Source organism: Cyclobacterium xiamenense (assembly GCF_042140265.1).
Taxonomy (GTDB): Bacteria; Bacteroidota; Bacteroidia; order Cytophagales; family Cyclobacteriaceae; genus Cyclobacterium; species Cyclobacterium xiamenense_A.
In genome coordinates this window covers 3,476,102-3,489,032 of record NZ_CP159481.1, presented here as the reverse complement: position 1 = coordinate 3,489,032, position 12,931 = coordinate 3,476,102, and the positions used below count along the sequence as shown (strand labels likewise).

Annotated in this window: 8 protein-coding genes and 1 pseudogene; 2 read left to right on the top strand and 7 right to left on the bottom strand. The window is 50.8% G+C overall.

Features of this window, described 5'->3' with window-relative positions; all coding sequences use genetic code 11:
* Window positions 1–51: 51 nt before the first annotated feature.
* Both ABWH99_RS14300 and ABWH99_RS14295 read right to left on the bottom strand, forming a co-directional pair.
* Window positions 52–1,449 (bottom strand): aldehyde dehydrogenase family protein, encoded by a 1,398-nt coding sequence (locus ABWH99_RS14300; RefSeq protein ID WP_375582527.1) that lies wholly within the window; start codon window positions 1,447–1,449, stop codon window positions 52–54.
* Window positions 1,446–3,086, bottom strand: a complete 1,641-nt coding sequence (locus ABWH99_RS14295) for an acetolactate synthase large subunit (RefSeq protein WP_375582526.1) — start codon at window positions 3,084–3,086, stop codon at window positions 1,446–1,448. Before ABWH99_RS14295 ends, ABWH99_RS14300 begins: the two co-directional genes overlap by 4 nt.
* 257 nt (window positions 3,087–3,343) lie before the next feature.
* Here ABWH99_RS14295 and ABWH99_RS14290 point away from each other — a divergent pair, with 257 nt between their 5' ends.
* Together ABWH99_RS14290 and ABWH99_RS14285 are read left to right on the top strand one after the other, a co-directional pair.
* Window positions 3,344–4,444: a zinc-binding dehydrogenase gene (locus tag ABWH99_RS14290; RefSeq protein ID WP_375582525.1), complete on the top strand. Its 1,101-nt coding sequence runs from the start codon at window positions 3,344–3,346 to the stop codon at window positions 4,442–4,444.
* Window positions 4,445–5,701 carry an MFS transporter gene (locus ABWH99_RS14285; RefSeq protein WP_375582524.1) on the top strand — a complete coding sequence of 419 codons (1,257 nt, stop codon included), beginning with the start codon at window positions 4,445–4,447 and terminating at the stop codon, window positions 5,699–5,701.
* Between the two features lie 351 nt (window positions 5,702–6,052).
* On the opposite strand, the gene ABWH99_RS14280 is transcribed toward ABWH99_RS14285, so the two are convergent.
* The 5 genes and pseudogenes from ABWH99_RS14280 to ABWH99_RS14260 all read right to left on the bottom strand — a co-directional run bounded on the left by ABWH99_RS14280 (window position 6,053) and on the right by ABWH99_RS14260 (window position 12,885).
* Window positions 6,053–7,018 carry a nucleoside hydrolase gene (locus ABWH99_RS14280; RefSeq protein ID WP_375582523.1) on the bottom strand — a complete coding sequence of 322 codons (966 nt, stop codon included), beginning with the start codon at window positions 7,016–7,018 and terminating at the stop codon, window positions 6,053–6,055.
* A gap of 96 nt (window positions 7,019–7,114) precedes the next feature.
* A complete protein-coding gene (locus tag ABWH99_RS14275; RefSeq protein ID WP_375582522.1) occupies window positions 7,115–8,470 on the bottom strand; it encodes a sodium:solute symporter family protein in 1,356 nt (451 codons plus the stop codon).
* Between the two features lie 66 nt (window positions 8,471–8,536).
* Window positions 8,537–10,014, bottom strand: a pseudogene (locus tag ABWH99_RS14270) (aldehyde dehydrogenase family protein).
* Complete coding sequence (gene betA / locus ABWH99_RS14265) at window positions 10,011–11,678, bottom strand: choline dehydrogenase (RefSeq protein WP_375582521.1); 1,668 nt, start codon at window positions 11,676–11,678, stop codon at window positions 10,011–10,013. Before betA ends, ABWH99_RS14270 begins: the two are co-directional and overlap by 4 nt.
* A 79-nt stretch (window positions 11,679–11,757) precedes the next feature.
* The gene (locus tag ABWH99_RS14260; protein ID WP_375582520.1) at window positions 11,758–12,885 is read right to left on the bottom strand and encodes a PQQ-dependent sugar dehydrogenase; all 1,128 of its coding nucleotides are present in this window, start codon (window positions 12,883–12,885) and stop codon (window positions 11,758–11,760) included.
* Window positions 12,886–12,931: the final 46 nt, after the last annotated feature.

Sequence of the window (12,931 nt, the reverse complement as noted above, 5' to 3'; positions counted from 1 at the left end):
GCCCCTCGCCCAAGGACGAGAGGCTTTTTTATACCTGGTTTTATTAAAAATTTATGGCAATAGTTTGCTTCGGAAAACCATCAGTTTTTCCCGGCTCATTTCGTGCATGGAATAGGGGATGCCTCCCAAACCCTCTCCGGAAGCGTCTCTTCCTCCGAACGGCATCCAGTCCACCCGAAAAGCCGTATGGTCGTTGACCATCACCGCGGTCGCGTTGAGCTTTTGTACGGTGTCTAGTGCCAGGTCGATATTTTTGGTGAATACAGCGGCCTGGAAATGGTAGTCCAGGCTATTGGCTTGCTCAATGGCTGCTTCCCGATCCGTATAGCTATAGACGCAAACGACCGGGCCGAAAATTTCCTCCCGGGAAACGCGGGCATCAGCCGGAGGATTGTACAAGACGGTGGGTTCGAAGCAGGTATTTCCCATGCGTTTGCCACCACAGAGCAGTCGGGCTCCTCCGTCTACGGCTTCCTGTACCCAGGCTTCCACGCGGTCTACCTCCCCGGTAAGGATCAATGGGCCTACTTCCGTATCCTCATCCAAGGGGTCCCCGACCTTCAGTTGTTTGGCCGCTTTGGCCATGTCTTCCGCCAGTTTCTCGGCAAGTTCGGCCGCTACAAATACTTTCTGTACGGAAACACAGACCTGTCCTGCATGGTAAAACCCACCTTTTACCAATAGGGGTAACAGGTCTTCCAGATCTGCATCGGAGGCCACGATCACCGGAGCCGCTCCTCCGTGCTCCAGGGCACATCGGGTTCCAGGGGCCAGTTTGGATTTCAGGTACCAGCCAATTTTCGCAGAACCAATAAAAGACAGGTAATTGATACGCTTATCGGTGGCCAGTTTTTCGGCAAGTTCATTGGAGCATAGAATGGGCTGCACCCAACCCTCCGGAACGCCTGCTTCTTTTAAAATATCCACCAGGGCCAGGCAGCTAAACGGGGTATTGCTTGCCGGTTTGACGATCACGGGGCATCCGGCGGCAAATGCGGTAACGGTCTGGTGCACAATCAAGTTTAGCGGATGATTAAAGGCCGAAAGGGAAGCCACCACGCCGATGGGTTCGCGCATGGTGAATGCGAGTCGATTTACCGAAGATTCGGTAATTCCCATGGGTACTTGCACCCCCTTCATTTGGGAGATCTCTTCCGCAGCGATTTTTACCCCGTTGATCGCCCGAATCACTTCCACTTTGGAATCCCGATAGGGTTTCCCGCCCTCCTGAGCTGCTGTACGGGTCAATTCCTCTACCCGGCTTTCCATAAGCTCTCGGGTTTTCTCAAGGATTGCGATGCGTCGATGGGCTGGAATCCAGGATTTTCGATCAAGAAATAGGTTATGGGCCGTTTGAAGCACATTTTCAAGTTCTTTTTCGTCGATTAACGGCAGGGTATCGATCAGTTTTCGGTCATACGGGGAATATACGGCTAGTTGGTCACTCATAGTTTCGCAGTTTTTTCTTTAATTAATACATTTAGAATGGGGTGATTTAGGGAATAATCCACCTGCAGATCGATCAGGTGCACCCCGGGGCTGTGCAGGGTTTTATCCAGTACCTGTTGTAGTTCCTCATCGCTTTCCGGGCGGTATCCATGGGCACCGTAGCTTTGCGCATACTGAACAAAATCCGGATTTTTGAAATCCAGCCCAAAATCTTTGAATCCCATGTCTTCCTGCTTCCATTTGATCATCCCGTAGGACTGATCATTTAAGATAATTACCAATAGGTTGAGTCCCAGGCGGACAGCAGTCTCCAGTTCCTGTGAATTCATCATAAACCCGCCGTCTCCGCATACTGCCACAACTTTCTTATCCGGGTGTAGCAGGTTCACGGTCATAGCCGAGGGAAGACCTGCCCCCATAGAGGCCAGCGCATTGTCCAGCAAAAGGGTCTTTGGCTGGTAGCAGGTATAGTTACGGGCAAACCAGATTTTATATACCCCATTGTCCAGGGTGATGACATCCGATTCGCCAAGTTTTTTTCGCAAAAGATTTACCAGTCGCTGGGGAAGGGTAGGAAATCGCTCGTCTTCAAAATATTTGCTCAAATGGCCGGCTATTTCTGCCTTTACTTTCTGGTAAAAGGAAAAGTCCCAATTGCTGGTTTTGGTAATTTTTTCCGTAAGCTTCTGTACGGCAGTCGTGATATCGCCCACCACATTGAGTTGGGGGAAATACACCGGATCCACTTCCGCAGGGGCGAAGTTAATGTGTATCACTTTTTTACCGCCCTTTTGCATGAAGAAGGGTGGTTTTTCGATCACGTCGTGACCTACATTGATGATAAGATCCGATTCGTCCAATGCGGCGTGCAGGAAATCGTTGCTGGAGAGTGCCGCAGTGCCCAGGTATTGGGGATGACGTTCGTCAATGACTCCTTTGCCCATCTGTGTGGTAAAGAAATACAACCCGCTCTCGTTTACAAAGGCGGCAAGCGCATCACAGGTTACTTTCCGGTTGGCTCCCGCTCCGATCAGCAAGAGCGGCATTTTGGCTTGTTTGATCAGGTCTACCGCTGCATCTATGGCGGCATCGTCCGGCTTGGGAATGATGTGTCCGACTACCTCGAATACGGTGTCTTCCGTTTCTTCCTGAGCAATGTCTTCGGGTAATTCCAGGTGTACGGCACCGGGCCTCTCTTCGGTTGCCAGACGGAAGGCTTCCCGAATATTCGAGGCAATCACACTGCCGTTGACAATCTGTTTGGTGTATTTGGTGATGGGACGCATCATATCCACTACGTCGATGATCTGAAAACGGGCCTGTTTGCTCTTTTTGATGGGTTTTTGTCCGGTGATCATTAGCATGGGCATGGCACCGAGTTGGGCATAGGCGGCCGGAGTTACCAGGTTGGTTGCTCCGGGACCGAGGGTGGCCAGGCAAACACCCGGCTTACCGGTCAGCCTGCCATAGGTGGCCGCCATAAACCCGGCTCCTTGTTCGTGCCGGGTGAGGATCAGGCGAATGGAAGACTTACTCAATGATTCCAGCAGGTCCAGGTTTTCCTCCCCCGGTACGCCAAAAATATATTCCACGCCTTCTTTCTCAAGGGCTTTGACAAATAAATCGGATGCTTTCATAGGGTTTCGTTAAAGGGAAGTATAAACTTAAAAAAATTAAGTCACTTATAATAGTTTACCGGGAGGGGATCAGGGAATACTGAAGGGGAGGTAATGCAAACCAATTGAAGCGGTATAATGGCAGCGGGCACTTGGCAGTGGAGAACATTTCTTAACGATTTGGTTACATACCCCGGCAAAAAAAGTGGAAAAAATCAGATATCTTTCGATTTAGATGAATCAGACGGTAAAGTAAAACTACCGCTAAAAAGCTATTGATGAAAAAAGGCAGGCTGATAGCATTCAATGGTCCTGGAAACGGCATGGAAATCTGTAACGAACCGATTGGAGAACTGGATCCGGCATCCGTGCTGGTAAGAAATGAGATTACGACCATTTGCGGAAGTGATTTACACACCTATACCGGTGTTCGAAACGAGCCATGTCCGGTAGTGCTGGGTCACGAAATCGTGGGTACCATCGTCGAAATTGGGTCGCAACACAGCGGTCGGGACTATGCCGGCGAAAAGCTGGAGCGGGGCGACTTGGTTACCTGGACGATTTTTTCAAGCGATCCTTCCTCGCCACTGTCCAGGGAAGGAATTCCCCAAAAAGGTGCCGATTTGTTCAAATACGGACATGCCCAACTTACCGAAAAAGAGCATTTTCATGGAGGTTTGTCTGAATTTTGCATCCTTAAACCTGGAACAGGAATTTTGAAACTACCGGTAAACCTACCCCTGGAATTAGCAGCGACGGTCAATTGTGCCGTTTCCACGGCAGCAGGGGCCATCCGTCTGGCAAGCACCCTAAGGGGTAAACGTATCCTTATCTTTGGCGCAGGAATGCTCGGCATCACCTGTGCGGCTATGTGCCGAGATGCCGGCGCAAAATGGGTGGGCATGGTGGATGTGTCTTCTGTACGGCTGAATAATGCCCTTCAATTCGGCGTGGATGCGATTTTTCAGCGTAGGGACACTTCCGGTACCTTGCTGAGCGAATTAGTGGGTGCTGGTTCAGGAGAGGGGATGGATCGGGTATTCGATATGAGCGGAGCTCCGGATGCGATGGAGGTAGGGCTGGATGCCCTGGGTATTGGGGGAGTCGCCGTTTGGGTGGGTGCCGTTTTTGCTACCAGAAAAGTCCAGGTAAACCCGGAAAACCTCATCCGAAAACTGATCACCATTCGCGGCCTTCACAATTACAATTACGAGGATTTCGTAAAAGGACTGGATTTTATGCGTAGGAACTGGCAACGCTTTCCCTTTGCATCCGTGGTCGAAAAAACTTTTGATTTCGAGCAAGCTGAAGAGGCATTTGCCTATGCCCTCGCAAACAAACCCCTGCGGGTTGCCATCCGCATCCATCCAACAACCTAAGTGGCAGCTGCGACGAATTTTCGAAAGGATCAATGGACCATGTTGCTTGCAACCATGTTTTGCTACCTGTTTTTCTATACAGGGAGGCATAATTTTGGCTGGGCAGCAACGGAGATGGCAGCAGACCTGGAGATTTCTTATACGATGATTGGCTGGATAAGTGCTGCCATGCTTTCCGGCTATGCATTAGGTCAGTTTGTCAACGGCAACCTTTCTGATCGGTATAGCCCCAGAAACATGATCGTTTTGGGAGCAATTCTTTCTGTAGGAGCAAATGTTGCCATCAGCTTTAGTACGACCTACCACTACATTCTGGTATTATGGGCACTTAACGGCTATTTTCAGTCCCTGGCCTGGGCACCCGGGAGCCGGCTCATTTCTAACTGGTGGAAGCGGGAGGAAAGGGGAAAGGCCTTCGGTTTGTACACCATGGCTGCAGGGAGTTCTTCGGTGGTGACGTTTTTACTTTCAATTTTGATTATTCAGCATGGAATTCCCTGGCCTTATCTGTTTCGACTACCGGTGCTGTTCCTTTTGTTTGCAGCCATTGTGTTTTTGCTGGTCGCCCGCAGCAAGCCCTCCCAAAAAGGCTACCCGGATTTGTATCCGGACGTATCGAATCAGCCGACAACCTCCTGGATGGAGCGGTACCGGGTGGTGCTGAAAAATAAACGTTTTCTGCTTACCTCCCTATCGCTGGGCTTCGAGAGTATGGCACGGTATGGATTGCTCGTTTGGGTGCCGGTACATTTTCTTGGAACGGTTGCTACCGATGGAGCAGAAAGCCTTTGGGGAAGTTTGTTGTTACCTATCGGTATGGCCTCGGGTGCCTTTTCTTTTGGCATCGTGTCGGACAAGCTTTTTTATGGTAACCGGATTCGATCGATTGGTATGGGCATGCTGCTGGCAGCAGGTACCATGCTGGTGATCTATGTTACACCGCCGGAAAACTGGCAGCTAGGCGCGGTGTTGATGTTTCTGGCTGGATTTTTTGTATACGGGCCACAAGCCAATTTCTGGCCCCTTAGTCCAGAGATTTTAGGTGAACGATTTGTTGGAACAGGCGTGGGAATTATGAATTCCAGTGCCTACCTTTTTGCGGCGTTGGGGGAACCTGTTCTGGGTAAAATCATCGATGTTTATGGTAGCAGCACGCCTGTCTTTCTGGCGCTTGCAACTATTTGTTTCCTTTCCGCCGGGACAATTTTCCTAAGCAACTACCCCAGCGAGTCGTTTAGCTCTACAAAATCCAAGTAAGCTATTATTTACTGCCCCGCCGTCAGCGCTATCGCGTACTGTATCCTGACTACTTCCCGCTGGTTCCAGCCAGGTTGAAATAGCTACCGGAGAGGATGGTTTGTTTGATCTTCCGGATCTTTTTGGTGGGGCAAAATAATCCGGAACAGGCAAAATTCCATAGAAACAGGAGGTACACCCGGCGCTGGGTGAATCCAAGGAATTTTATATTTCCACAGGTGGTTTTGAGGGAGGTCGCTCCACTATTGGGTAGGCTAACCAATAAATCTAAAGGTGTTGCTGTAAAGTCACGGAAAAACCTTTTTGTACCTTTCGTAGCAGGGAATTCTTCTCCTCGGTATTGGGTGCATACTAAAACCCCGGCCGGTACATGCCCACCATCAACGCATCTAGAATTTTTGCGATTTCCTGAGGAGCTAGTTTCTCTTTCAGGTATCGGTGATTGCCAGAGGGGTCCGCTTCCCAGGCATTGGAGCCATCTTCGTAGACCAGTACTTTTCCCGGCTCACTTAACTCCCAATAGGCTTTCTCGGAAAGGGCATACAAAAGGGCTGCCTGGTCCCAGCTTTGCCGACCAAAAAACTGGTTGTACAAATCATAGGCCCGGTAAACCGGGTGGGTATCGGGTAGGCTGTTTTTCAGAAAATCACTTCCCGTGATAATGGCGTTGCCGATTTCCCAACCGGCAAACACGACCTCTCCCGGCCAGTTGGCCACCGCGATGCGGGTGGACTCGGGGTCCGGCCGGTAAAAATTGGCTTCTTTCCCCTCGGGAAATTGCCCACCCATACAGGACCATAGCCGTACCTTTTGGCGAACCAATTCAGCTCCACTCAAGGGACTGATGCTATCGGGGGGCGATTCCAGCAAATGTCGGATATTGGTCAAATGACCGATGCTAATCACTACCAGGCTCTGATCCGCTGCTTCGGCCAGTAATTTCCGGTACAAAAAGGTGGCATCCAGGGGCGGCTTCGAGCCGGCAAGAGATTCGTCCGCCAGGGCCTTTGTGTAGCGGGAGAAGCTTCGTAGCGGGACTCCTTTTTGCACCCCTACAGGAATTTCAGGCCTTTCGTAAAACGTATTGATCGCGGCAGCACAGGCGGCTGCATGGGTATCGTCGCTGGTGACGATAACCCCGAGAATATCTACGCGACGGTTGGCTTCCAGGCTGTGCAGCATGGCCAGGGCACCCACATCGTCTACATCCGAATCCAGGTCGGTATCCAAAATGACCTTGATTTGAGCCCAGCTCGGAAAACCGGCAAGGAAAAACAAAAAGGTCAGAACAAGTAAGTTAGTTTTTAGTGATTTCATTCGGTTCTCGGGGTTCCGGAAAGAGACGGGAAACGAGCAGGATGCAAAGCAGGCTACTCACCATGGCAAAGGTACGGAATGGGAACTGAATACCCGCTACCGGATCTCCATGGGATAGGGTAAAAAGGGAGGGATTCCGAAAATCGGTTCACCGCCCCCAAACCGTAGTAGTAAACCAACCACGATCCCGCTCAAGGCGCCGGTTCGGTTGCTTTTTTTATCGTACAAGGCGAGCAACAGTTGTGGAAACAGAATGACGTACACGAGGTCGGCACAAAGGTACCATAGGTCGTACACACTTTGAAGGGTCAGTGCCAGCCAGGTGGCCATGGAACCAATACCGAGAATGGCCCACCGGATGGTGGTTTTGATCTGTTTGTCACTGCAGCCGGGACGCAGGAGGGGCCGGTACAGGTTCCAGGTAAATAGGGAGGCGGCAGAAAGTACCGATGAATCCACAGAGGACATAACGGCTGCTGCCACCGCCCCCAAACCTAAAGCGGCGATTAGTGGGGGGGTCATTTCCAGCAATACATAGGGCAGTACCATGGTTGCGTCCGGAGTTGAGCCCAAGGTAGAATTGCTCCAATCAAATCCCACACCCGCGAGGCCGATTAGTACCGCCGGAATGGCCATCAGCGCGCAGCAGATCCCTCCATAGATCGACAGGCGAATGGCAGAACGGTCGGAACTGGAGGACAATACCCGTTGGAAATAGACTTGCCAGGGGATGCCGCCCATCACGAGTAACAGGGCAAAATCCAACCACACCCAGATCTCATTTCCCCAGGCTGGATCATTTCCTGAAAATGCGTTCAGGGATGGAAACAGACGAAATCCGTGGGCAATGGCCCGATCGTACTGTGCCAATGCCTGGTCTATGCCACCGACTGTTTCCAGCGCAAAGGGAATGCTGATCCCCAGGCCGATGAGGATGAATACCAGCTGAACCACGTCTGTGTAGGCTACCGACCAGAGCCCACCCAACATGGTGTAACCCACAGCGATAGCTGCAGAAACCAGAATGGAAGTTTCAAGGTCCAATCCAAAGATGGTCGCGAAGGTAATCCCCAACGCGGCCAATATGGCTGCACTCCAGAAAATCTCCCCAATCAATGCGGGAATAAAGAGTACGGCTGCCGTTCGTTTTCCGTATTTTCGTTCGAACACGTCGATGAAGGTGGTAAATCCGAAGCTGCGGATTTTTCGTGCAAAGAACAATCCTCCGAGAATCAGGCTCAGTGCATAGCCCCAGGGAGCCTGCGCCCAGACCAATCCACGGGCGCTATCAAATACCGCTTCGCTGGTTCCGATAATGTAACCACCTCCCACCCAGGTAGCCGTCATCGTAAAGATACCGATCCATGCAGGCATTTTTCGACCTGCCAGGAGCATGCCTTCGGAACTGGTATCCCCCGATTCTTTTCTGCTGGCATAGTACCCCGTCAGCAAAATGATCAGATAAAAAAATACGGTGACGAATATGCCGAGGCTAGTGGTATCGATAATTTTAGCGGTTTATTTCCCGAACCAGTTGAGCGGTTGGGGGTTGAAATTTTGATAGATGTGTTTGATTTCCTGAAACTCTTCTAACCCGGTGCTCCCCAGTTCTCTACCCAATCCCGATTGCTTGTATCCTCCCCAGGGAGCCTGTGTAAAATACACGTTGAAGTCATTTACCCAAACGGTACCAAACCGAAGCGCTTTCGAAACACGTGAAATACGCTCCGGGTCACGCGACCAAAAGCCCCCAGACAAGCCATAAATGGTATCATTGGCACGAGCAACAACCTCATCTTCCGAGTCAAAGGTTTCGACATGGACCACGGGGCCGAAGATTTCTTCCTGTACAATACGCATGCCTGGCTTGCATTCGGTAAGAAGGGTTGGTTCAAAAAAAAACCTTTACTAAGGTGGGGATCGTCCGGCGGGTGCCCCCCGCAGACCAAATGAGCCCCTTCCCGGATGGCTGTTTGAACGTGGTTGGTTACTTTTTGTAGCTGATCGGCTGAAATAAGCGGCCCCATCTGAGTGCCCTCTTCCATCCCGTCGCCCAAACGGATATTCCGGATTCTGCTTTCCAAATGGGCAACTACCTGATCGTGAAGGGAGGCGTGTACCAGTACCCGGGTTCCTGCCAAACAAATTTGTCCGGCGTGAAAAAAGACTCCGTTTAATATAAAATCTACGGCGGTTTCCCAATCTCCATCTTCAAAGAGGATGTGAGGGTTTTTTCCTCCCAATTCCAGCGCAACCTTCTTCACGTTTCCAGCGGCTGCCTGCATGATTTTTTTGCCCGTCACCACGCCGCCCGTGAAAGAAATCATGTCCACATCCTGACTTTCGGCCAATTCAGCGCCAACGGTAGAACCCGGGCCGGTCACCGTATTGATTACTCCTTTCGGAAATCCCACTTCTTCTGCCAGGCGGGTCCATTCCAGCGTACTCAGGGGAGTGAGCTCACTGGGTTTGATCACCAAGGTACAACCTGCGGCAAGTGCCGGAGCGATTTTCCAGGCCGCCTGCAGCAAGGGGTAGTTCCAGGGACAAATCATGCCTACCACGCCTACCGGTTCTTTTTCGATTCGGCTGTGACTGTTTGGATTCGGACTGGCGATGATTTCCCCTGCGTGTTTGTCGGCCAAACCTCCGTAATACCGGAAGATACCCGCAATATCATCCATGTCCCACAGACTTTCGGTAAAGGTTTTTCCGGTGTTGAGCGTCTCCAAGCGTGCCAGGGTTTCTTTTTCTTCGGCGATGCGCTCTCCCAAAGCGTATAGCATCGCACCCCGTTCCGTAGGCGCCAGCTGTGCCCAGCCGGATTCCCGAAAGGCATCGCGGGCGCTTAGAATCGCTGCCTGGGCATCTGTCCTGTCTCCTTCGCAGACGGTGGCGATGGGTTGTTGATCAAAAGGGTTGATGATCAGGCGCTCCTGTCCTGCCTGTCCGGTGACCCAGGATCCATTAATAAAAAAGGGTTGTGCGTTCGTCAATGCGAAAGGTGTTTTTTTTCCACTTTCGGAGAATGTGTATAATAAGGGACTTCCTGAGGTGGTTCCGGGCTATTTCCCAACAAACTATCGGCTGCTTTTTCAGCGATCATGATTACGGGAGCATAGATATTTCCATTGGTAATGGCCGGCATGACGGAAGCGTCCACCACGCTTAAGTTTTCCAGTCCGTGCACGTTTAAGTTAGCATCCACAACGGAAAGTTCGTCGTAGCCCATTTTACAGGTACAGCTGGGGTGGTAAGCGCTTTCCCCCTCCCGAGCCACAAAATCCAGAATCTCATCATCCGATTCGATTGCAGCCCCAGGCGACAATTCGTTACCCCGCAGTTCGTCGAACGCGGGTTGGTTGATCAGTTTTCGGGTACAGCGGATGGCTTCTATCCATTCTTTCCTTTCCTGTTTGGTAGACAGGTAATTGAACAAAATGCTGGGGTACTCGCTGGGGTCGGCTGATTTGATCTTTACGTGTCCGCGCACATCGGTGTTCATGGGACCTACATGTAGTTGAAATCCATGCCCTTCATTGGGAGCAGATCCGTCATAACGAATGGCAATCGGTAGGAAATGGTATTGCAGATTGGGGTAGGCCACCTCTTCGTTTCCACGAATAAAGCCTCCGGCTTCGAAATGGTTACTGGCACCAATTCCCGTTTTATTAAAGAGCCATTCCAACCCGATCTTAGGTTGGTTGTAAAATTTAAGGGAAGGGTATAGGCTGACCGGCTTTCTGGCCGCCCATTGTACGTACACTTCCAGGTGGTCCTGTAGGTTTTCTCCCACTCCCTTCAGATCCGCCACGACGGGAATGCCTAGTTTTTTGAGATCCTCCCCGTTGCCAATACCAGAAAGCTGAAGGACTTGAGGTGAATTGATGGCTCCTCCGCTGCAAATGATTTTGTTGCCGTACACCAGGTGTTTTTTCTTGCCTTTGATAAATTCCACCCCGATGGCCCGATTTCCTTCAAACAAAATGCGCGAAACAGTAGATTTAAGGGAAATTGTGAGATTTTTACGGTCTTTTACCGGATGGATATAGGCCCTTGCTGCATTCCAGCGTTTGCCTTTATAAATTGTAGCATCGAATTTTCCAAAGCCTTCCTGCTGGTATCCGTTGACGTCATCGGTCAATGGGTAGCCCGCTTGCTGTACAGAGTTAAAAAAAGCATCAAACAAGGGATTATCGCATTTCGGTGTGGTAAGGTGCAAGGGTCCACCCATACCCCGGTAGTCATCCCCACCAATGAGGCGGTTTTCCATGCGCTTGAAATAGGGGAGACAATGCGCGTAACTCCAATTTTCCAAGCCATCCATTCCAGCCCATTTTTCGTAGTCCAATGCGTTGCCCCGGATATAAATCATGCCGTTGATACAACTGGAGCCTCCTAGCACTTTTCCACGAGGCTGATAGATCCTACGGTGGTGCATGTAGGGTTCGGGGTCGGATTCGTACCCCCAGTTGTAGAAATTATTGGATAGCGGATAGGTGAGGGCTGCCGGCATGTGAATGCGAAAATCCCAGGCATGGTCCATTCTGCCTGCTTCAATGACGAGTACGTTAGTATCGGGTTCCTTGCTTAATCTATTGGCCAGTACACTTCCGGCAGAGCCGCCACCAATAATGATAAAATCATACGTAGTATTCAACCTAACTTATTTTTTATGCAATTCGAGTTTTGTTTTCCGGTGGCTGCGATAAGGCTTCATCGGACAGGATGGTCGGCAATCAATTGGCCGATGGCACCAGCCGCACGATTCCCTTTCCTTCGATACCGGCGTAGATGTACCCGTCGGGTCCCATCACTACGTTGCGAACCCTTCCCATACCGTCAATGATTTTTTCTCGTTTGGTAACCGTCGAGCCTTCCAGCGTTAGTTTTTCGAGATAGGCAAAACTCAGGGATCCCACCAGCAAATCGCCCTTCCAGGCAGGATACCGGTCACTGGTTACCACAGCAAAGCCGCTTGGCGCAATGGAAGGCACCCAGTAGTAAAGCGGTTGCTCCATACCGGGTTTGGCCGTTTCCTCGGTAAAGGTGGTACCGTTGTAATTGATCCCATAGGAAATTACCGGCCACCCGTAATTGGCCGCTTTTTTGACTACATTGATTTCGTCACCTCCCCTGGGACCGTGCTCGTGCACCCATATTTCTCCGGTTTTCGGGTGGACAATCATTCCCTGCGGATTTCGGTGTCCGTAGGAATAAATGGCTTTTTTGGCACCGGCTGTCGTAACAAATGGATTGTCAGTAGGTATTTTTCCGTCATCGTGCAGGCGGTAGACCTTGCCTCCATCCCGGGTGATATCCTGCGGGTTTTCGTCGCGGGCACCCCGCTCACCAATGGTAAAAAACAAATAGCCGTCTCCGTCGAAGACAATCCTGGAACCGTAATGCTGCCCTTTTTCGGTGTTTGGCGTCGCCTTGTACAATACCTCCAGGTCGGTTAGACGGGTTCCCTGCAGCTTTGCCCGGCTGATGGCTGTGTGCGCACCACTACCCGGACCTTCTTCCGACGAGTAAGAAAAGTATATCCAGCCGTTGCTGGCGTATTGGGGATGGAGCGCTATGTCGAGCAATCCTCCCTGTCCTTTGGCCCGGACTTTGGGTACACCGCTTATTTCTGTTTTCTTTCCGTTTTTGAAATGAATCAACTCTCCAGACCTTTCGGTAATAAGCAAGCTTCCATCCGGTAAAAAAGCCATTCCCCAGGGTAACTTTAAGCCCTCTACCACCGGTTCGATGGTGTATTGGTCCCACTGAGGTTCAGTTACTTCCGGGCCATTGGGTGGCGTTTGACCCATACAGGCCACGTACAGGCTGACCATTAGTAAGGAAAGGAATAGTGATTTCATAAAGGAATTTTTAGAATTTTTAAAGTAAATAAAAGACCAATTTAAC